Raw genomic sequence first — 20,933 nt, forward strand, 5'->3', positions numbered from 1 at the left:
ATTTTTGCAACGAAGAAGGCGGGGGCGGCACCGTGGATCGCGTTGAGCGCCGCCGCATCGGCTGGGCGGTCGGGCTGACCCGCCTCGGCCTGTGGTGGGAGGCGGTTGCGGGTGCCTTCTGGCCGCTGGCGGTGCTGCTGGCGCTGGCGCTGGCGGCGCTGGCCTTTGGTGCGGCCGAGATCTTGTCCTTGCGGGCGATGGCCTGGCTGACGGGACTGGTGGCGCTGGCCGCCGTATTGGCGGCGGGCTGGGGGGCTTGGCGTTTCCGCCGGCCGCCGGCCGAGGCGGCGCGGCTGCGGGTCGATCTGGCGCTGCCGGGGCGGCCGCTGTCGGCATTGCGCGACCGGGTGGCGGTCGGGGCCGGCGACGCGGGTGCGGCGGGCTTGTGGCAGGCGCATCTGGCGCAGATGCGTGCCGCCGCCGCCGCCGCGCGGCCTGTCGTTCCCGACGCGCGGTTGCGCTGGCGCGATCCTGCGGCGCTGCGGCTGGTCGGCATGGTGGCGCTGGTCATGGCCGCGATCTTTGCGCCCAGCGGGCAGCTGGGGCAGGGCATCGCCGCCCTGGGGGCGACCTTTCGTCCCGCGCCCGAGCTGCGCCCGGGCGCCGCGGCGGGGCCGGCCTGGGAGGGCTGGGCCGAGCCTCCGGCCTATACCCGCCGCCCGGTGCTTTACCTGAACGCCTTGCCCGAGGGGCAGGGGCTTGCGCTGCCCAAAGGCTCGAAGCTGAGCTTTCGGCTCTACGGCAAGGACATCGGGGTCGAGCAGGACATCGGCGCCGCGGTTGCGGGCGGGGAGCCCGCGGCGCCTGCCTTCATGGCCGAGCGCGACGGCGTGATCGCGGTCGGCGGCCGGCGTTTCGAGGTCACCGTGCTGCCCGATGCCGCGCCCGAGGTGGCCCCCGGCAAGGCGCCCGAGCGCCGCGCCGACGGCCGGCTGGTCCAGGAATTCGCCGCCAGCGACGACAACGGCATCGCGGCCGGGCAGGCGGTGATCGCGCTGGACCTGGCCTCGATCGATCGCCGCTTCGGCCTTGCGCCCGATCCCGAGCCGCTGCCGCCGGTCGAACTGGACCTGCCGCTGCCCGCGACCGGCAGCCGCAAGGATATCCGCGGCCGGCTGGTCGGCGACCTGTCGCGCCACCCTTGGGCCAACCTGCCGGTGACCGTTTCGCTGAAGGTCGAGGACGGGATCGGGCAGCAGGGCGTGTCAGCGCCGATGCGGATGGTGCTGCCGGGACGGCGCTTTTTCGACCCGCTGGCGGCGGCGCTGATCGAATTGCGGCGCGATCTCTTGTGGTCGCGGACCAATGCCGCCCGCAGCGCCCAGGTCCTGCGTGCGGCCAGCTGGCAGCCCGAGGGCTTCATGGACGAAGGCCTGTACACGGGATTGCAGGGCGCCATCGGCACACTGGAAGCCGGCGACCTGTCGGACGAGGCGCGGGGCCGGCTGGCGCAGGTGCTGTGGGACGCGGCGGTGGCGCTGGAGGACGGCGGGCTGGCCGATGCCCTGCAGCGCATGCAGCAGGCGCAGGAGCGGCTGAGCGAGGCGATCCGCAACGGCGCCAGCCCCGACGAGGTGCAGCGGCTGATGGACGAATTGCAGCAGGCCACCGACGATTACCTAGACATGCTGGCGCAGCAGCAGGGCGAGGACCCGTCGCAGCGCTTCGACCGCTCGCCGCAGAACCGCCAGCAGATCAGCGGCGACCAGATCCGGCAGATGATGGACGAGATCCAGCGCCTGATGAACGAGGGCCGCATGGCCGAGGCGCAGGAATTGCTCGATCAGTTCAACCGCATGATGCAGAACCTGCAGGTGACGCAATCCGAGGGCGGCGAGGGCGGCCGCCAGCGCCCCTCGGACCGGCTGGCCGAGACGCTGCGCGACCAGCAGAAGCTGGCCGACGAGGCGATGCGCCAGATGCAGGACCAATACGGCCAGTGGCAGCAGGGCGAGGACGGGCAGGGCAGCGAGGACAACCGGCAGCTCGCCGACCGCCAGCGCGCGCTGCGAGAGGATCTGGGCCGGCAGCGCGGCCTGCTGCCCGGCCGCGGCACGCCGCAGGGCGACGAGGCCCGCCGCCAGCTGGACGAGGCCGGCCGTGCCATGGAGGAGGCCGAAGGCGCGCTGCGCGAAGGCGACCCCTCGGGCGCGATGGAGCGGCAGGCCCAGGCGATCCAGTCCATGCGCGAGGGGATGCGCGCGCTGGGCGAGATGCGGGCGCAGAACCAGCAGCAGGGGCAGGAGGGTCAGCCGCAGCAGGGCGGGCAGCAGGACGGTCCCGAGGGTCCATCGGGCGATTCGCGCGGGCAGCGCGGGCTGGCGCAGCCCTATGACCGTCCGCCGCAGACCGATCCTCTGGGCCGGGCGCTGTCGGGCGACGGCAGTTCCATCGCCGGCGGCGATCCGCTGGCCGAGGGGCCCGATCCGTCGCGCAAGGCCCGCGATTTGCAGGACGAGATCCGCCGCCGGTCGGGCGAGCGCGAGCGGCCGCGCGACGAGCGCGACTACCTGGGCCGGCTGCTGGAGAATTTCTGAACCCTATTCGCCCAGGATGCGGTCGTGCAGCCACAACCGGCCGCGGTCGATGCCCTGCCGCCATTCGGCCAGGACGGTGCCGCCCTTGCCGGCCGGGACCTGCGGCGCCAGCGTGTAAAGCGTCACCGCCGCCAGCGCCAGCAGCACGGCCAGGCCGAAGCCGGCGCCATAGCCCGAACGCGGCCGCGGTTCCGGCACCAGGGCCGGGACCGGCGCCTGGGGCCGGGTCGGGGCGACGGCCGGCGCCTCGGGCTCGGCCGGGCGCAGCGCGGCGCGCATGGGTTCTTCGGCCGGTTCCGGCGCGGGCCGGCGCGGGGCCGGGCGGGTCAGGGTCGCGGCCAGTTCCGCCGCGTCGGGCAGCATGGCGGGCATCGGCCCGGGCCGGCCGGACGCGTTCTCGGCCGGAGTTTCGGCCGCCGGGATTTCGGGGCTCTCGGCTTCGGGCTCTCGGGCTTCGGGCGCGGCGGCTTCCGGTTGCGGGCTTTCCGGCGCCGGGTCCTCGGCAACCGGGGTTTCGGCCTCGGGGGCCACTGCGGCGGCTTGCGGCGTTTCGGGCGGCGCGGCCTCCGGCGGGGCGCTCAGCGTGGTTGCCGGCCAATCGGTCTCGGCGGTCCCGGCCTCGGCTTCCGTTTCCGTCGCGGGAATGTGATCGGCAGGCTCGGCGTGGGGCTGGCCGGCGCGGGCGCGCAATTCCCGGGCGGCTTCCTCGCGCAGGATGGACAGCACCGACTCGTCCAGCGCCCTGCTCAGCACCGGGCGCGCCCCGGGGTCGAAGGCGGGCGATTCGGCCGGGCTGGCGGCTTGTCCACCGGGCTGGTGCCAGACATGGCTGCAGGCCGAACATTCCACCTCGCGCCCCGCCGGGGGAATGGCGGAATCGGCGATTTCGTATTGGGCCGCGCATCGGGGGCAGGTCAGGCGCATGAAATCTTGTCTCCTGGCGTGTTTCCTGGCCCGTCCGGGGCGGTTTTCCAACAAGCGGGCGTCTCGCATTCGCCGCGGGACTGTTCTATCAAGCCGGAAACGGCGCGCCAAGCAGCCGACAGGCAAGGAGTCATCCGTGATCGAAATGCAGAACCTGTCCTTCGGCTACAGCGGCGGGGAACCGCTGCTGGCCGACATGTCGCTGACGCTTCAGCCGGGCTCGTTCCATTTCCTGACCGGACCCTCGGGCTCGGGCAAGACCACCTTCCTGCGGCTGTGCTATGCCGAGCTGCTGCCGAGCGCCGGGCGCATGTCGGCCTTTGGCGAGGATGTGCGCGGCCTGTCGCGCGACGGCATCGCCGCGCTGCGCCGGCGGGTGGGCGTGGTGCATCAGGATACGCAGTTCCTGGACCACCTGCCGGTGGCGGAAAACATCGCCCTGCCGCTGATCGTCTCGGGCGAGCCGGTGGACATGCCGGCCCTGGGCGACCTCTTGTCCTGGGTGCAGATGTCGGGCCAGGCCCGCGCCCTGCCGCCGGAACTGTCGGGGGGCGAGCGGCAGCGCGCCGCGCTGGCCCGCGCCGTCGTCATGTCGCCCGACCTGATCCTGGCGGACGAGCCGACGGGGAACCTGGACTGGGAGATGTCGATGCGGCTGCTGCAGCTGTTGATCGAGCTGAACCGCTCGGGCAAGGCTGTACTGATCGCGACACATGACCTGAACCTGATCCGCGCCGCCAAGCAGCAGGTGCAGGCGCGGGTGCTGCGCATCGCGGGCAAGAGGCTGCAACTGGCGGGGGCGGACCTGTGAAGAAAGCCGATCTGAAATCGCTCGACCTCGCGGCGCTGTGGCGGGGGCTGACCCGGCCGGATCCGGCGGGCCACGACCGCGTGGTGCCGCCGACCGGCTTCACCGCCCAGTTGACCGTGTTCTCTGCCGGGGCCATGGCCTTTCTGGCGGTCTTCGCACTGGCGCTGGCGCTGGCGACCGGGCGGCTGGCAGAACGCTGGTCCAGCGAATTGGCGCAGACCGTGACCGTCCGCATCTCGGCCCCCGCGGATCAGATGGACCAGCAGACCCGGGCGGTGATGGCGGCGCTGGAGACCACGCCCGGTGTCGCCGAGGCGCGGCAGCTGCCCGACGACGAGGTCGAGAAGCTGCTGGAGCCGTGGTTCGGTCCCGACGTGCCGGTCGAGGCGCTGCCGGTGCCGCGGCTGATCGAGGTGACCGAGGCCTCGAGCGGCTTCGACGCCGAGGCGCTGCGGCTGCGCCTGCAGGGCGAGGCGCCGGGCGCGGTGCTGGACGACCACACCCGCTGGCGTGAGCCGCTGGTTTCCGCCGCGAACCGGCTGCGGGCGCTGGGGCTGATCTCGCTGGCGCTGATCGCGGCGGCCTCGGCGGCGATGATCACGCTGGCGACCAAGGCGGCGATGGCAGCGAACGGGCAGGTGATCCGGGTGCTGCGGCTGATCGGCGCCCGCGACATCACCATCGCCACCGCCTTCGTGCGCCGTTTCACCCGCCGCGCGGCGATGGGGGCGGCCGGCGGCACGGCCCTGGGCATGGTCGCGGTCTGGGCGCTGCCCGCTGTGGACCAGGCCGGCGCCTTTCTGACCGGGTTGGGCTTTCAGGGCTGGGGCTGGCTCTGGCCGCTGCTGGTGCCGGTCTTTGCCGCCGCCATCGGCTTCGCCGCCACCCGCTGGGCCGCGCTGAAGATCCTGCGCGAGGTGCGCTGAATGAGCCGCTACCAGCCGCGCCCGCCTTCGATCCTCGACTGGCCGCGCGCGCTGGCCTATTACCTCTACATCGCGCTGGCGACGCTGGTGCTGGGCCTGTGGGGCCTGCCGCAGGGCCTGCGCGGGACCGAGGCCGCCAACCGCGTCGCCACCGTCTGGCTGGGCCAGATGCTGGGCGCGGCCCGCGTGATCCTGGGGCTGCGGGTCGAGGTCCGGGGCACGCCGCCCCGCGGCGACTGCATCGTCGCCTCGAAACACCAGAGCTTTCTCGACATCCTGGCGCTGGCCCAGGCCTGTCCGCGCCGCGCCTTCGTGATGAAGCGCGAGGTGCTGCGGGTGCCGATCATGGGCTGGTTCGCCCGCAAGGTCGGCTCGGTCCCCATTGACCGCGCCCGGGGCAAGGAGGCGCTGAAACAGATCATCGCCGAGGTCGAGACCGCCCAGGCCCGTCCCGAAGGGTTGGGCCAGCTCATCATCTATCCCGAGGGCACCCGGACTCGGCCGGGCCAGCGCCTGCCCTACAAGCACGGCGCCGGCACCATCCAGCGCGCCACCCGCCTGACCATCCATCCGGTCGCCGTGAACTGCGGCATGTTCTGGCCCAAGCGCGGCATCCCGATCCGCGGCGGCGTCGCGGTGATCGAATTCTTGGAGCCGCTGCCGCCCGGCCTGCGCTCGTCCCAGGTCATGGACCTGCTGGAACAGCGCATCGAGACGGCGAGCGGCCGGCTGTTCGCCGAGGCCGGCGGCCTGGTCCCCGCCGAGTCCCCGGCCTGAAACGACGCCGCGTCCGGTGCGGCATTTTGCCATTGCCCCCCGCAGAGGGCCGGTCCAACCTGCCGTCCCGATTCGCCCGGGCTCTGTGATTGCGCGCCGGGACCGGAAACAGGAGGACGACATGCGTCCGATCATCGACATCGACCACATTTCCAAACGCTACGGCAGCGGCACCGCGGCGCTGAACGACGTTTCGCTGCAAATCGCCGAGGGCGAGATCCTGGCGCTGCTGGGCCCGAACGGCGCCGGCAAGACCACGCTGATCTCGATCATCTGCGGCCTCGTGGTGCCGACCGAGGGCACGGTGCGCGTCGGCGGCCACGACATCCGCAGCGACTGGCGCGCGGCGCGCAAGCTGATCGGCCTGGTGCCGCAGGAAATCGCGCTGGAGCCCTTCGAGAAGGTCATCGACTGCGTGCGCTTCACCCGCGGCCTCTACGGCGAGCCGCCGGACGAGCCCTATCTGGAAAGCCTGCTGCGCAGCCTGGCGCTGTGGGACAAGCGCGACGCCAAGACCCGCGAGCTGTCGGGCGGCATGAAGCGGCGGGTGCTGATCGCCAAGGCGCTGTCGCATCGCCCCAAGGTGCTGTTCCTGGACGAGCCCACCGCCGGCGTGGACGTGACCCTGCGGCGCGAGATGTGGTCGGTGGTGCGCGAACTGCGCGCGCAGGGCGTGACCATCATCCTGACCACCCATTACCTGGAAGAGGCCGAGGACATGGCCGACCGCATCGGCGTCATCAACCGCGGCGCGCTGTTGCTGGTCAAGCCCAAGGACGAGCTGATGGGCGAGTTCGGCAAGAAGCGCCTGACCATCGCCCTGGACGCGCCGCTGGCGGCGCTGCCCGCCGGGCTGGCCGGGCGCGGGCTGGTGCTGTCGGCCGACGGCCGCGAGCTGGGCTATGACTACGACACCCGGGCCGAACGCACCGGCATCGCCCATCTGCTGGCCGACCTGGCCGGGCACGGGCTGGCGGTGCGCGACGTCTCGACCAAGGAAAGCAGCCTCGAAGAAATCTTCATGTCGCTGGTCGAGGAGGAAACCGCATGAACTGGCGCTCCGCCCGCGCGGTCTATAACCACGAGATGGCGCGGTTCTTTCGCACGGTCTGGCAGTCGCTGGCCTCGCCGGTGCTGTCCACGGTGCTGTATTTCGTGGTCTTCGGCGCCGCCATCGGCGGGCGCATCCAGGCGGTCGAGGGCGTGCCCTACGGCGCCTTCATCGTGCCGGGGCTGATGATGCTGACCGTGCTGCAGCAGTCGGTCAGCAACGCCAGTTTCGGCATCTATTTCCCGAAATTCGCCGGCACCATCTATGAGCTGCTGGTGGCCCCCACCGGCTGGATCGAGGTCACGCTGGGCTTCGTCGGCGCCGCGGCGTCCAAGGCGGTGCTGATCGCGCTGGTGATCCTGCTGACCAGCTTCTGGTTCACCGGCATCCACATCGCGCATCCGTTCTGGATGCTGGCCTTCCTGGTGCTGACGGCGCTGGCCTTCTCGTTGCTGGGCTTCATCATCGGGCTTTGGGCGAAGTCTTTCGAGCAACTGCAGATCGTGCCGATGATGGTGATCACGCCGCTGGTGTTCCTCGGCGGCGCCTTCTATTCGGCCTCGATGCTGCCGCCCTTCTGGGAGGGCGTCGCCAAGCTGAACCCGGTGCTCTATCTGATCTCGGGCTTCCGCTGGAGCTTCTTCGGCCTGGCCGACGTGCCGGTGGGCGTGTCGCTGGCGGCGGTCTCGCTGGTGATCGTGGTCTGCATGGCCGCGATCCGCTGGATCTTCGCGACCGGCTGGCGGCTGCGGGAATAACACCCGCAGCACGTCCGGGGCCGGCCGTCCGCATCATCGTGAAGCAGCGTGAGATTGCTTTACGGGATTTTTCCGATCCGTTCGGGTAGCAATGCTGCCATGGCCTGCAAGGCCTTGAGAAAATTGCAAAGAACGGAAAAGAACATGATGCGGGACAGTGCCGGGACGGATCGACGACGGTTTCTGATGGGGATGATCGCGGGGGGGGCCTCGCTTGTGCCCGGGCTGGCCCTGGCGCAGCAGCTGGACCCCGCGACCGGCCTGCCGGTGCAGGGCCGGGCGCAGGCGGGGCAGGCGCCCGACATCGGACTGTATCAGGTCGATCCGAACGCCGATACCCGCCGCAACATCTCGGCCTTCACCCAGCGGCATTGGAGCGAATTTTTCCCAAGCCTGGGCAAGGGCGTGATTCTGGCCGATATTTCGTCCAAGACGCTGAACTACTGGACGGCCGACGGCACGCACCGGGTCTTTCCCTGCTCGATCCCGGTTTCCGAGGAACTGACCCGGCGCGGCAAGACCGAGGTCGTTCGCAAGGCCGAGAACCCGCGGTGGACGCCCACGCCCGACATGCGGCGCCGCGACCCGACGCTGCCGGTCAGCGTCGCGGGCGGCGATCCGATGAACCCGCTGGGGCCGCGGGCGCTGTATCTGTCCTGGCCGGCCTATCTGATCCACGGCACCCATGACACCCGCAAGATCGGCCGGCGCTCGTCCAGTGGCTGCTATGGCCTCTACAACGAGCATATCCTGTCGCTCTACGACACGGCCGAAGTCGGCACCCAGGTCGCGATCTTCTGAAACGGCATGGGCCGGGTGCGCAACCCGGCCCCTGTCTGCGATAAGCGCGCGCTGCCTATCAGTTCAGCGGCACAGCCGCGTCTGCGGGTCCAGCGCGACATATTGGCGGGCGCTGATCTTGTGCATCTTCAGCGAATGCTTCCACTCGTTGTTCCATTTGCGCAGGATGCCGCCCCGGTAATACTGCGCCATCAGCTCGTCCACGAGCGGCGGGATGATGGTGGTGCCTGGGATGCGCGGCGCGTGGAAGCCGACCGTGGCCCCCGGTCCCAGGCAGGCGTTGGGCAGGGTGATATAGATCGTGCAGGCCGAGCGGCAATAGCCGCGCACCTCGACCGGCCGGCCGCTGCGGGCCAGCTTGTTGCGATATTTGATCGCCTCCATCACATTGCCGCCCTTGTTGTTCAGGATGACGATGGGCTTGCCGCGCGGCTGGGCTGCAGCGGGCAGCGCCATGGCCCCGGCCAGCAGCGCCAGCGACAGGCGCAGGGCCCGGGAAAGGCGGGTGGTTATGGATCTCATGTTCATGCCCCCAGATATGCCCGGACGAACGCGCAAGTCCAAATGACGTTCCGGCGAGCCGCGCTTGCCGCTTAACAAGCAGGCCGCTGCGCATTATATGCCGAGGATCATGAGCCAGAACCCGCCCCTGTTGCGCCCCGATCTAGCCCCCAGCCCGATCTTCGACTCTGCACAAGGGGAGGGGGGGCGAAGGCACGGGCAACCGACCATCGGCATGGTCAGCCTCGGCTGTCCCAAGGCGCTGGTGGACAGCGAGCGCATCCTGACCCGGCTGCGGGCCGAGGGCTATGCCATCAGCCCCGACTACAAGGGCGCCGGCGCGGTGATCGTGAACACCTGCGGTTTCCTCGATTCGGCCAAGGCCGAGTCCTTGCAGGCCATCGGCGAGGCGTTGTCGGAAAACGGCAAGGTCATCGTCACCGGCTGCCTGGGTGCCGAGCCGGAATACATCACCGGCGCGCACCCTTCCGTGCTGGCCGTGACCGGCCCGCAGCAATACGAGCAGGTGCTGGACGCGGTGCATTCGGCGGTGCCGCCCAGCCCCGATCCCTTCGTGGACCTGCTGCCGGCCAGCGGCGTCAAGCTGACGCCCCGGCACTACAGCTATCTGAAGATTTCCGAGGGCTGCAACCACGCCTGCAAGTTCTGCATCATCCCCGACATGCGCGGCAAGCTGGTCAGCCGCCCGGCGCATGCGGTGATCCGCGAGGCCGAGAAGCTGGTCGAGGCCGGCGTGCGCGAGCTGCTGGTGATCTCGCAGGATACCTCGGCCTACGGCCTCGACCACAAATATGCGACGGAGCGCGGCCACCGCGCCCATATCACCGACCTGGCCCGCGATCTGGGCGGCCTGGGCGCCTGGGTGCGGCTGCATTACGTCTATCCCTATCCGCATGTGCGCGACCTGATCCCGCTGATGGCGGACGGGCTGGTGCTGCCCTATCTCGACATCCCGTTCCAGCACGCCCACCCGGACGTGCTGAAGCGCATGGCCCGGCCGGCGGCGGCGGCGAAGACCCTGGACGAGATCGCGGCCTGGCGCGCGGCCTGCCCGGACATCACCCTGCGCTCGACCTTCATCGTCGGCTATCCGGGCGAGACCGAGGCCGAGTTCCAGACCCTGCTGGACTGGCTGGACGAGGCGCAGCTGGATCGCGTCGGCTGCTTCCAATACGAAAACGTCAAGGGCGCGCGGGCGAACGACCTGCCCGATCACGTCCCCGACGCGGTCAAGCAGGAGCGCTGGGACCGCTTCATGGAAAAAGCGCAGGCGATTTCCGAGGCGAAGCTCGCCGCCAAGGTCGGCCGCCGCATCGAGGTGATCGTGGACAGCGTGGACGGCGAGGGCGCCACCTGCCGCACCATGGCCGACGCGCCCGAGATCGACGGCAACCTGTTCATCGACGAGGGGTTCGAGGCGCTTTCACCCGGCGACATCGTCAGCGTGACGGTGGACGAGGCCGGGGAATACGACCTTTGGGGCCGGCTGAACTAGCGGCCCGTCTGGCCGGGAAGCGGGCGGCCAAGGCGCGGCCCTTGCAGGGCGGCTGGCAGTCGGTGCGGTCATGCCCTGGCGCGGGATGCGGATTCGGCGTCGAGGGATTCGGCCAGTTCCGCCAGCACCCGCGCGGCTTCCTCGGGGTCGAAGTCGGTCCCATAGCGCTTGCGGACGCCATGGTCGGAAAGCAGGTGGTATTCGGATGCCGCGACGCCGTGGCGGGCCAGGCAGTTGCGCACGCAGGCCAGCGCGCAACCGTCGATGGCGATGATCGGGCGGCCCGAGGTGGCGATGCGCACCAGTTTCGGCACGTCGCCGCCGACCCCGGCGATGCAGGACATCTCGGCAAGCCCGCGGCGATCCATCTGCACCGCCAGGTAATTCGCCATCTGCGCCGCGCTGGAACAGCCGGAGCAGGAATAGACAAGGGGAAGCTGGGCGCGGGAGTTCATCGTCGGCCTCGCATGCTCTTTCCCGCAGTGAAGCACAGGGTGCACGGCGCTGTCGACGGACAGGGTGTCGCAGCCTGCGGGCGCCCCAAGGCCGGATTTCCCGATCCGGTGGCGCGGCCGGTTCCGGCGTCGCGCCATGGCGGGCGCGTCCGCGGGGCCCTTGCCCGGGTGTTGCTACATGCAGCCTTCCAGCAGCTGCTCCAGTTCGGCGGCGTCGCGGCGATAGCGGGCCATGGTGCGCTGCATCGTGGCCTGGAACGTCGCCTTGGTCGCCATCAGGTTGCCCGAGGTCTCCAGCCGCCGGTTGAAGGCGCCCTCCAGCTCGCGGTTGTAGCTGGCCATCGCCTTGGCGATCTGCGCCGCGGCGCCGACCCGCTTGGATGCGGGCGTGTCCACCGTATCGGCGGTGCGCTGGATCAGTCCGGCCGCCGCCTCGATCCCGGCCTCGGCGGTGCGGGCGTTCCGGGCGCTGCCGCCCTGCGCGCCGGTGATGTTGTCGATGCCGGACCAGCCGCCCAGGGCCAGATCGGCCGTGCCCTTGGCATAGGCGGCCCCGGCACCTTTGGCCGGGGTATGGGTCAGCGCCCGCTGCGCCAGCGTGCGGGCGAATTCCTTGCCCGAGACCGAGCCGTCCGCCACCCCCGCAGCACCGCCGTAGACATCGCTGAAGGTCTGGGTGCCGTCGGCCAGCATCCGCACCCCGTCGCCGGCCTTCATCCCCGAGACCTGCATGATCGCCGCGCCCAGGTCCAGCGTCGCCAGCGCGGTCTTGTGGATCAGGTCGACGACCAGCCAGACCCGGCCCTCCTCGTTCAGCCGGTCCAGTTCCAGCGTGGTCTGGCGGTATTCGCGCTCGGCCGCGGCGATGAGATTGCGCAGGTTGGCAAGCTTGGCGCGGTTGTCCCGGCATTGCGCCGGCGGCAGCACGCGGTTGCGCCGCATGGCGTCGCCCGGGCTCAGCACCGTCTTGCGCGGCGCCGGGCAATGCTGCGGCGCCCGGCGGTCGTTCGGCAGGAAACCTGTCATCTGCACCTCCCTGTTGGCGGCAGGTTAGCGCCGGTCGCGCGGCAAGTCGACGGGTCGGATGCCTCTTGCGGTCGCGTCCCTACATCTTTCGCGCGAAATCGCCGCCCGCGTGACTTCCCCCCGGCGGCGTGCTGGCTTAATCAGGCGGGGAAGCGGACGGAACAAGGCGGAACGGATGAACTGGGACCCCGAAGGCAAGCCCCGCAAGCCCGATTTCCTGGGCATCGGCGCGCAGAAGGCCGGCACCACCTGGCTGTCGCAGATGCTGTCGCAGCACCCCGAGGTCTGGACCCCGCCCTTCAAGGAAGTCCAGTTCTTCAACCACCGTTTCGTCGAAGAGCATCGCAAATGGCTGCCCTGGCATTATCGCCGCGGGCGCCAGAACATCGAGAAGCGCTGGGCGGCGCGCGGCGAAACGATGCCGGCCGAGATGATCCGCTATCTCGACCGCATCACCCGCGAGCCGATGTTCACCAATCACTGGTACAAACTGGTGTTTTCGCCCGCGCCCGCCGGCACGCATCCGATCGACGTGACCCCGGAATATTCGACCCTGCCCGAGGACGGGGTCGCGTTCATCGCCAAGTTCCTGCCGCAGGCGAAGTTCATCTACATCATCCGCCATCCGGTGGACCGGGCGATCTCGCAGCTGAAGATGAACCTGAGCCGGGCCCGCCGCAAACCCAAGACCGTCGAGGACTGGCTGCGCGAGGTCGAGGACCCGGTGCTGATGGACCGCGGCGACTACATGAGCTATGTGCCGCGCTGGAACGCGCATTTCGGGCCGGACCGGCTGCTCTACATGCCCTTCGGCATGATCGCCCGCGATCCGCTGGGCTTCCTGCGCCGGGTCGAGGAATTCCTGGGCCTCAACCCCCACGACTATCGCGACATCGGCAAGAAGGTCTTCGCCTCGGACAATGCGCTGGTGGTGCCGGACAAGGCCCGCAAGCGGCTCCGCGAAAAGCTGGAGCCGCAGTTCGATTTCCTCGACCGCAGCTTCGGACTGGATTTCACCAAGGCTTTCCGCTGAAGCCTTCCCCTTTCGGGCGGGCTCGACTACATAGCGCGCAGCTTCACGGGTATCAGAGACGGGGAAAGATCATGGCCTCCTACCAGTTCGTTTACCACATGGACGGGGTGTCCAAGACCTATCCGGGCGGCAAGAAGACGTTCGAGAACATCCGCCTGAACTTCCTGCCCGGCGTCAAGATCGGCGTCGTCGGCGTGAACGGCGCCGGTAAGTCGACGCTTCTGCGCATCATGGCCGGCATCGACAAGGACTTCACCGGCGAGGCCTGGGCCGCCAAGGGCGCGACCGTGGGCTACCTGCCGCAGGAGCCGCAGTTGGACCCGGCGCTGAACGTGCGCGGCAACGTCATGGAGGGCGTGAAGGCCAAGCAGGCCAAGCTCGACCGCTACAACGAGCTGGCCATGAACTACTCGGACGAGACCGCCGAGGAGATGGCGAAGCTGCAGGACGAGATCGATGCCGAGAACCTGTGGGACCTCGACAGCCAGATCGACGTGGCGATGGAGGCCCTGCGCTGCCCGCCCGACGATGCCGATGTCGAAAGCCTGTCGGGCGGCGAACGCCGCCGCGTGGCGCTGTGCAAGCTGCTGCTGGAACAGCCCGACATGCTGCTGCTGGACGAACCGACCAACCACTTGGACGCCGAAACCATCGCCTGGCTGCAAAAGCACCTGATCGAATATCCCGGCACCATCCTCTGCGTGACGCACGATCGCTATTTCCTGGACGACATCACCGGCTGGATCCTGGAGCTGGATCGCGGCCGCGGCATCCCCTACGAGGGCAATTACTCGGCCTGGCTGGAGCAGAAGGCCAAGCGGCTGGAGCAGGAAGCGCGCGAGGACAAGGCCAAGCAGAAGACGCTGGAGCGCGAGCTGGAATGGATCCGCGCCGGCGCAAAGGCGCGGCAGGCCAAGCAGAAGGCCCGGATCAACGCCTATAACGAACTCGCCGGCCAGTCCGAGCGCGAGAAGCTGTCGAACGCCCAGATCATCATCCCGAACGGCGAGCGGCTGGGCAACAAGGTGATCGAGGTCACCGGGTTGAAAAAGGCGATGGGCGACAAGCTGCTGATCGAGGATCTGACCTTCTCGCTGCCGCCGGGCGGCATCGTCGGCGTGATCGGCCCGAACGGCGCCGGTAAGTCGACGCTGTTCAAGATGCTGACCGGCCATGAGGCGCCCGATGCCGGCGAGATCAGCTATGGCGACACGGTGAAACTGTCCTTCGTCGACCAGTCGCGCGACGCGCTGAACCCCGAGGCGACCGTCTGGGAGGAAATCTCGGGCGGGGCCGAGCAGATCGTGCTGGGCGACGCCTCGATGAACAGTCGCGCCTATGCCTCGGCCTTCAACTTCAAGGGCGGCGACCAGCAGAAGAAGGTCGGCCTGCTGTCGGGCGGCGAGCGCAACCGGGTCCATATGGCGAAGCTCTTGAAATCCGGCGGCAACGTCCTGCTGCTCGACGAACCGACCAACGACCTGGACGTGGAAACGCTGCAGGCGCTGGAAGCGGCGCTGGAGGATTTCGCCGGCTGCGCGGTCATCATCTCGCACGACCGCTTCTTCCTCGACCGGCTCTGCACGCATATCCTGGCCTTCGAGGGCGACGCCCATGTCGAATGGTTCGAGGGCAACTTCGAGGATTACGAGGCGGATAAAGTGCGCCGCCTCGGCCCGGATTCAATTGAGCCGAAGCGGGTGAAATACAAGAAGTTCACCCGGTAAGCGGGCGTCGGGCCGACCTCTCTGCGGTCGGCGCGGAAAGGGGGCGGCCTACCGGATCGCCTCCACCGAGGACAGGACGACGATGCTTGCCCCGGCGCCGCAGCCGTGCAGTTCGACCCGCAGGCGGGCGCCCGGGGTGATCAACTGCGCCAGTTGCGCCTGAAGCGCCTTGCTGTTGCGCGGCGGATCGACGTTGACGTAGTCCACGCCATATTGGTCCTTGAACCGGAAAGCGGTCAGATTGCCGCCCGACAGGGTGCGGTCCACCACCAGGCCGGTGCTGGTCGCGGTCTGGCAATCGGTCTCGGGGCTGAGGCCGGTCAGACGTGCGGCGGGACCTGATGTCGCGGCGCCCTTTGCGCCACAGCTGGCCAGGACCTGCCCGATGGCTGCGCTGCTGCCGCGCAGTGATACCTGATGTGCCATCCCTTGCAGGTCGAACTGTACCGTCGCCGTCCGGCCTTTCGTCAGCGCATCGGCGAAAGCCGTTTGCAACGTCCAGCGATACAACCCGTTCGCGCCATAGTCGGGCAGGATGAAGTCGAAACGCCGGCCGTCCACGGCGATGAAGAATGGCTCGCCCGACGCCTTGCCATGCTCCATGACCAGCATTTCGAAGCTGGGCTTGCCCGGCGCGGGGCAACTGACCAGCAGGCACATGTTCTCGCTGGGGCATTGCGCCGTGGCGGGATAGTCGACATCGCGCGATTTTTCCCATGCCCCGGCGGCCGGAGCCAAGCCAAGGCCGAGGACCGCGGAAAGCAGGATGGACAGACAGCGCATCGCAAACCTCACAAAACCGTGAAACCGGATGCAGCATGGTAGGCGCCGGCAGGGCCGGCAAGCTGCCTTTTGGAGAGGTCGTGCGCGGTGTGTGTGCGGCGGGGCCGGATCGGGCGGAACGACGCACCGGCTTCGACAAAGGAAAGTTGTGCCCGGGTCGCCAGAGCGGTGCCGACGGCGTCAGGAAGTGTTCCAGGGCCTTAAGCCTGCGAAGACTTCCGTGAGAATGGACTTCGGAGCCAGGCAGATTCGCCGTCGTTCCGATCCCGAAAGCTGCCGGGAATGCGCCGTCAGGCCCATTCCCAAGGTCGCGTGAACTGCCCGAGGCAATCCGCCACCGCCTGTTCGTCCACCGTGCCCGTCCGATCCAGCCGCGCGACCAGGCCGCGCTTCTTGTCGTCCACCACCTTGGCCACCTTCACCGCCAACCCGGCTTTGGCCAGGGCGTCGTCATAGACGCGGGTGATCGCCAGCTTGCGCAGGTCGGGCTTGAAGATCTTGCCGATCGCGGTCTTGGGCAGTTCCGGCAGGATCTCGATGTGTTTCGGCACCGCCGCGCGTTCGTGGATATGGGTGCGCGCGTGCTCCAGAAGCTCATCGACCGAAACCTCGGCGCCCGCGACTAGCTCGACATAGGCGCAGGGCAGTTCGCCCGCGAAGGCGTCGGGCTGGCCGATGGCGCCGACGAAGGCGACCTTGGGATGCGACAGCAGCGCATCCTCGATCTCGGCCGGGTCGATGTTGTGGCCGCCGCGGATGATCAGGTCCTTGGCGCGGCCGGTGATCCACAGATAGCCGTCGGCGTCCATCCGCCCCAGGTCGCCGGTGCGCAGGAAGCGGCCCTCGGCGAAGAGGTCGCGGTTCTTGTCGGCCTCGGTATAGGTCGAGCCCTCGTAGACGCCGGGGTTGGCGACGCAGATCTCGCCGATCTCGTCCACCGCGCATTCCTGGAAGGCGCCGTCGACGCGGCGCAGGATGCGGACATGGGTATAGGGCAGGGGGATGCCGACCGAGCCGACTTTCTTCAGCCCGTCGATGGGGTTGACCGACACCAGGCAGGTGGCCTCGGTCAGCCCGTAGCCTTCGGCGATCTCGACGCCGGTGGCGGATTTGAAGCGGTTGTAGAGCTCCATCGGCAGCGGCGCCGAACCCGAGATCGCCGTGCGCAGCGACGACACGTCGCCGTTCACCGGCCGCTGCATCAACGCGGCGATGGCGGTGGGCACGGTGATCAGGAAGGTGGCCTGCCAGCGCTCGATCAGCTTCCAGAAATTGTCGAAGACGCCGTCGCCGCGATAGCCGGCCGGGGTGGGCATCACCAGCTGCGCCCCCGACATCAGGCAGGACATCAGGATCGGATAGGCGGCGAAGACGTGGAACATCGGCAAGGGGCACATCAGCACGTCGCGTTCGCTGAACAGCAGCGTGCCGCCCAGCCAGCCGTTGTAGATCATGCCCGATTGCTTATGCTGGGCCACCTTGGGCGTGCCGGTGGTGCCGCCGGTGTGGAAGAAGGCGGCGACGCGGTCCTCGGGCGGCGGTTCGAACAGCAGCCGGTCGTGGCGTTGCGCGCTTGCCGCCGCCTCGAAATCCATCACCTTCGCCTGGTGTCGGGTCGGCACCTTGGGCCGCATCAGCGGCACCAGCAGCCGCTTGAGCCCGGTCAGGTAGCCGCGCAGATCGACCTCCAGCACGGCCTGGACCGTCGGCGCCTGGGCCACCGCCAGCGCGGCCTTCTGGGCGATGTCGGTCTTGGGAAAGCTCTTCAGCGTGACCACGACCTTGGCCTTGGTCTCGCGCAGGATGCCGGCGATCTGTTCGGGGTCGAGCAGCGGGTTGATCGGGTTCACGATGCCGGCGGTGGCGCCGGCCAGCAGCACCACCGGCGCTTCCAGGCAGTTCGGCAGCAGATAGGCCACCACGTCCTGCGGGCCGACGCCGAGGCTGTGGAACAGATTGGCGGTCTCGGTCACCCGCTCGTGCAAGTCGGTCCAGGTCAGGGTCCGCGCCGGCGCCTTGGGGTCCGAGAACAGCTGGAAGCTGATCGCCGGGCGCTGCGGATGGCGGTCGCGGGTCTGGGTCAGGGCCTGGTAGAGCGTGCCGGGCAGCGCGCGCTGCGCATAGGGCATTTCCGCCTCGACCGCATCGCGGTCTGCGACGTTCGCGAACCTGACCATTGAATCCTCCCCGAAAATCCCCCCGGGCCGCAGCCGGCCCCATGGGCAAGAATGGTCCGAAATGCCGCGCCGGGGCAAGCGGGGCCATGCCCCAGGCGCGGCGAAACGCAGCGTCAGCACGGCGGCATCAGGCCTGCGGAATGCGCAGGGTCTGGCCGGGATAGATCTTGTCGGGATCGGTCAGCATGGGCTTGTTGGCCTCGAAGATCTCGGTATAGCGGCCGGCCTTGCCGAGATATTTCTGGGCGATGGCCGACAGCGTCTCGCCCTTCTGCACGGTGTGGAACACCGGCTTGGCGCCCGCCGGGGCAGGGGTTTCGGTCCCGGCGCCCTCGGCCAGTTCGACCCGGGCGATGCCCTTGATGTTGCCGACGGCGAGGATCAGTTTTTCCAGCGTCTCCTGGTCGCGGGCCTGGCCCGCGATCACCACGGTGTCGCCGCGCAGCGTCAGGTGCACGTCCTTGCCGGTCAGGCCCAGGGCCTTCAACTCGCCCTTCAGCGCCGCGACCTTGCGGTCGGTGTCGGCCTGCGGGTCCTGAGCGGGCTGGGTGGGCGCCTCTTTCGCCTCGGCCTCGCTGCCGAACAGCGATTTTCCGGCGTCCTTCACGAAATCCCAGATGGCCATGGTCCCTCCTTGTCCAGGATTGCATCCCGACGGCAACGCTCCGCCCAAACCGCGGTTCCATACAATTTTCGGCAATCGGAAGTTGAGAAACTGAACTATCGGTCCTAGCGTGCCTCGAAACGAGGGATCACCATGTTGAACAAAACAGCAAAATGCGTTGTTTTTCTGGCGCTTGCGGGACTATTTGCCGCGCCGGCGCTGGCCGAGATCCAGGTGCGAGTCTCGACGAAATCGGTCAGTTTCAATCTGGAACGGCGCGGGGCCGTCACCTGCTACCAGACGTCGCTGCCCGAAAACCAGGCAGCGGCCCAAGCCACCAATGCCACCCGCAAGGCGCGCGGACTGGCGCCGGTTCGCGCCAATGCGGAACTGGCGGCGGTCGCGGCGCGCCACGCCTGCGACATGGCGCGGCGCGGGGTGATGTCGCATCGCGGCAGCAGCAGCAAGGGGCCGATGCAACGGCTGAAGAACGAGGGCTATCGCCCCAGCATCGCCGCCGAGAACATCGCGGCGGGGCCGTTCACCCAGCAGCGCGTGCTGCAGGAATGGGGGCGCTCCAGCGGGCATCTCGCCAATATCCTGATCCCGCAGGTGCGCCATTACGGCATCGGCAAGGCGGTTGGCTCGGACGGCAAGACCGTGTTCTGGGCCGCCGTCTACAGCGCGCCGCGCTGAAACGCCGCAGGGCGCACGGGCCGGCGCGGGTCAAGCCGGCGCCGTATCCAACGCGCCCTCGGTGAACTGCAGCCGCGCCAGCCGGGCGTAGAGACCGCCCTGCGTCACCAGGTCCTCGTGCCGACCCTGGGCCACGATGCCACCATGGTCGAAGACGACGATGCGGTCCGCCTTCTTCACCGTCGCCAGGCGGTGGGCAATGATGATGGTGGTGCGGCTGCGGGCCAGATCGTCCACGGCCTTTTGCACCAGCCGTTCGGATTCGGCGTCCAGCGCGCTGGTCGCCTCGTCCAGCAGCAGGATCGGCGCGTCGCGCAGGATGGCGCGGGCGATGGCGATGCGCTGCTTCTGGCCGCCCGACAGCATCACCCCGCGCTCGCCCACATAGCTGTCGTAGCCGTCGGGCAGCAGGCGCAGGAATTCGTCGGCATGGGCGGCGCGGGCGGCGGCCTCGACCTCGGCGTCGCTGGCCTCGGGCCGGCCGAAGCGGATGTTTTCCCGCGCGGTGGCGGCAAAGATCACCGGGTCTTGCGGCACCAGCGCGATGGCGCGGCGGAAATCGGCCCGCGCCATGTCGCGCAGGTCGATACCGTCGATGGTCACCGTGCCGGCGTCCGGGTCCCAGAAGCGCAGCAGCAGCTGGATCACCGTGGTCTTGCCGGCACCCGAGGGGCCGACGAGCGCCACCGTCTCGCCCGGGGCGATGTCGAGCGTGACCCCTTCGAGCGCCGAGCGGTCGGGCCGCGAGGGGTAGTGGAAGGTCACCCGGTCGAAGCCGATGGCGCCGCGGACCGGGCGGGGCAGGGCGACGGGCTGCGCCGGGTCGGTGAGGCTGTCGCGGGCGGTCAGCAGCTCGCTCAGCCTTTCGGTGGCGCCGGCGGCGCGTTGCAACTCGCCCCAGATTTCGGAAAGCGCGCCCACCGCGCCGGCGACCAGCACGGCATAGATGACGAATTGCACCAATTCGCCGACGGTCATCGCTTCGAGCCGCACGTCGCGCGCCCCGACCCACAGGATGCCCAGCACGCCCGAGAAGATCAGGAAGATCACGATCACCGTCATCACCGTCCGCGTCCTGACCCGGCTCAGCGCCGAATCGTAGGATCGTTCGGTCACCTCGTCGAAGCGTGCCCGCGTCGGGCCCTCGTGGGTAAAGGCCTGCACCGTCTGCGCCGAGAGCAGGCTTTCCGAGGCCGCGCCCGAGGACAGCGCGATCCAGTCCTGGTTCTCGCGCGAGAGCTTGCGCAGCCGCCGGCCCAGCACCACGATCGGCACCACCACCAGCGGCACCAAGAGCAGCACCAGCGCCGAGAGCTTGGCCGAGGTCCAGACCAGCATCGCCATGCCGCCGATCAGGATCATGAAGTTGCGCAGTGCGATGGACACCGACGAGCCGATCACCGACTGGATCAGCGTGGTGTCGGTGGTGATGCGGCTGATGATCTCGCCGGTCAGCACCCGCTCGTAGAAGGCCGGGCTCATCGCGATGACGCGGTCGAACACGGCCTTGCGGATGTCGGCCACCACGCGCTCGCCCAGACGGGTCACGAGATAGTAGCGCATCCCCGTCCCCAGCGCGAGCAGCGCGACGATGGCCAGCGCGGCGCCGAAATACTGGTCCAGCAGCTGCGCGCCCTCGTCGAAGCCGTCGACCACCCGGCGCACCGCCAGCGGCAGCACCAGGCTGATCCCGGCGGTCACGGTCAGCGCCAGCAGGGCCGCCGCCAGCAGGCCGCGATAGGGCCGGACAAAGGGCCACAGCGCCCGCAGCGCGCCGATGCGCTTCGTGGTGGGGCGGTCCACGATGGGTTTCGGACTGCGTGCCATGTT

The 20,933-nt window shown here is 69.1% G+C and carries 19 protein-coding genes; 11 read left to right on the plus strand and 8 right to left on the minus strand.

All coding sequences use genetic code 11. The annotated features are described in order from the left end of the window. Positions 1–32 precede the first annotated feature (32 nt). Entirely contained in the window at positions 33–2,537 is a 2,505-nt protein-coding gene (locus JCM7685_RS03975) for a DUF4175 domain-containing protein (RefSeq protein ID WP_074968435.1), read from the plus strand. Between the two features lie 3 nt (positions 2,538–2,540). Here the strand turns inward: JCM7685_RS03975 and JCM7685_RS03980 are convergent, their stop codons facing one another. Beyond that, on the minus strand, positions 2,541–3,461 hold the full coding sequence (locus tag JCM7685_RS03980; RefSeq protein ID WP_074968433.1) for a zinc-ribbon domain-containing protein: 921 nt from the start codon (positions 3,459–3,461) through the stop codon (positions 2,541–2,543). Between the two features lie 136 nt (positions 3,462–3,597). Between JCM7685_RS03980 and JCM7685_RS03985 the strand changes: the two genes are divergently transcribed. From JCM7685_RS03985 to JCM7685_RS04010, 6 genes are all read left to right on the plus strand, one after another. Further along, on the plus strand, positions 3,598–4,272 hold the full coding sequence (locus JCM7685_RS03985; protein WP_074968431.1) for a cell division ATP-binding protein FtsE: 675 nt from the start codon (positions 3,598–3,600) through the stop codon (positions 4,270–4,272). After that, on the plus strand, positions 4,269–5,198 hold the full coding sequence (locus JCM7685_RS03990) for a cell division protein FtsX (RefSeq protein ID WP_074968429.1): 930 nt from the start codon (positions 4,269–4,271) through the stop codon (positions 5,196–5,198). Before JCM7685_RS03985 ends, JCM7685_RS03990 begins: the two co-directional genes overlap by 4 nt. Then, positions 5,199–5,975, plus strand: a complete 777-nt coding sequence (locus tag JCM7685_RS03995; RefSeq protein WP_074968427.1) for a lysophospholipid acyltransferase family protein — start codon at positions 5,199–5,201, stop codon at positions 5,973–5,975. Between the two features lie 121 nt (positions 5,976–6,096). After that, positions 6,097–7,026 carry an ABC transporter ATP-binding protein gene (locus JCM7685_RS04000; protein WP_074968425.1) on the plus strand — a complete coding sequence of 310 codons (930 nt, stop codon included), beginning with the start codon at positions 6,097–6,099 and terminating at the stop codon, positions 7,024–7,026. Then, positions 7,023–7,784, plus strand: coding sequence for an ABC transporter permease (locus tag JCM7685_RS04005; RefSeq protein ID WP_074968423.1), 762 nt, complete (start codon positions 7,023–7,025; stop codon positions 7,782–7,784). The genes JCM7685_RS04000 and JCM7685_RS04005 overlap by 4 nt, the downstream gene beginning before the upstream one ends. A gap of 144 nt (positions 7,785–7,928) precedes the next feature. Continuing rightward, the gene (locus JCM7685_RS04010) at positions 7,929–8,585 is read left to right on the plus strand and encodes a L,D-transpeptidase (protein WP_074968421.1); all 657 of its coding nucleotides are present in this window, start codon (positions 7,929–7,931) and stop codon (positions 8,583–8,585) included. 63 nt (positions 8,586–8,648) lie between these two features. Here the strand turns inward: JCM7685_RS04010 and JCM7685_RS04015 are convergent, their stop codons facing one another. Then, a complete protein-coding gene (locus JCM7685_RS04015; RefSeq protein WP_231964683.1) occupies positions 8,649–9,107 on the minus strand; it encodes a hypothetical protein in 459 nt (152 codons plus the stop codon). Between the two features lie 109 nt (positions 9,108–9,216). Between JCM7685_RS04015 and rimO the strand changes: the two genes are divergently transcribed. After that, positions 9,217–10,602 (plus strand): 30S ribosomal protein S12 methylthiotransferase RimO, encoded by a 1,386-nt coding sequence (rimO, locus tag JCM7685_RS04020; protein ID WP_074968417.1) that lies wholly within the window; start codon positions 9,217–9,219, stop codon positions 10,600–10,602. Between the two features lie 68 nt (positions 10,603–10,670). Here the strand turns inward: rimO and JCM7685_RS04025 are convergent, their stop codons facing one another. After that, positions 10,671–11,057 carry a putative zinc-binding protein gene (locus tag JCM7685_RS04025; protein WP_074968415.1) on the minus strand — a complete coding sequence of 129 codons (387 nt, stop codon included), beginning with the start codon at positions 11,055–11,057 and terminating at the stop codon, positions 10,671–10,673. A gap of 174 nt (positions 11,058–11,231) precedes the next feature. Then, positions 11,232–12,083 (minus strand): hypothetical protein, encoded by an 852-nt coding sequence (locus JCM7685_RS04030; protein ID WP_074968413.1) that lies wholly within the window; start codon positions 12,081–12,083, stop codon positions 11,232–11,234. Between the two features lie 175 nt (positions 12,084–12,258). Between JCM7685_RS04030 and JCM7685_RS04035 the strand changes: the two genes are divergently transcribed. After that, a complete protein-coding gene (locus JCM7685_RS04035; RefSeq protein ID WP_074968411.1) occupies positions 12,259–13,116 on the plus strand; it encodes a sulfotransferase family protein in 858 nt (285 codons plus the stop codon). Positions 13,117–13,187: 71 nt separating this feature from the next. Beyond that, on the plus strand, positions 13,188–14,843 hold the full coding sequence (ettA, locus tag JCM7685_RS04040) for an energy-dependent translational throttle protein EttA (RefSeq protein ID WP_074968409.1): 1,656 nt from the start codon (positions 13,188–13,190) through the stop codon (positions 14,841–14,843). Between the two features lie 48 nt (positions 14,844–14,891). Here the strand turns inward: ettA and JCM7685_RS04045 are convergent, their stop codons facing one another. The 3 genes from JCM7685_RS04045 to lysM all read right to left on the minus strand — a co-directional run bounded on the left by JCM7685_RS04045 (position 14,892) and on the right by lysM (position 18,428). Then, complete coding sequence (locus JCM7685_RS04045; RefSeq protein WP_074968407.1) at positions 14,892–15,626, minus strand: hypothetical protein; 735 nt, start codon at positions 15,624–15,626, stop codon at positions 14,892–14,894. A 290-nt stretch (positions 15,627–15,916) separates the two neighbouring features. After that, positions 15,917–17,803, minus strand: coding sequence for an acyl-CoA synthetase (locus JCM7685_RS04050; protein ID WP_074968405.1), 1,887 nt, complete (start codon positions 17,801–17,803; stop codon positions 15,917–15,919). A gap of 127 nt (positions 17,804–17,930) precedes the next feature. After that, a complete protein-coding gene (gene lysM, locus JCM7685_RS04055; RefSeq protein ID WP_074968403.1) occupies positions 17,931–18,428 on the minus strand; it encodes a peptidoglycan-binding protein LysM in 498 nt (165 codons plus the stop codon). Between the two features lie 132 nt (positions 18,429–18,560). On the opposite strand from lysM, the gene JCM7685_RS04060 reads away from it, so the two are divergent. Next, positions 18,561–19,103: a CAP domain-containing protein gene (locus JCM7685_RS04060; protein WP_083412771.1), complete on the plus strand. Its 543-nt coding sequence runs from the start codon at positions 18,561–18,563 to the stop codon at positions 19,101–19,103. Between the two features lie 30 nt (positions 19,104–19,133). On the opposite strand, the gene JCM7685_RS04065 is transcribed toward JCM7685_RS04060, so the two are convergent. Continuing rightward, complete coding sequence (locus JCM7685_RS04065) at positions 19,134–20,930, minus strand: ABC transporter transmembrane domain-containing protein (RefSeq protein ID WP_074968401.1); 1,797 nt, start codon at positions 20,928–20,930, stop codon at positions 19,134–19,136. Positions 20,931–20,933: the final 3 nt, after the last annotated feature.

Source organism: Paracoccus aminovorans (assembly GCF_900005615.1).
Classification (GTDB): Bacteria; Pseudomonadota; Alphaproteobacteria; order Rhodobacterales; family Rhodobacteraceae; genus Paracoccus; species Paracoccus aminovorans.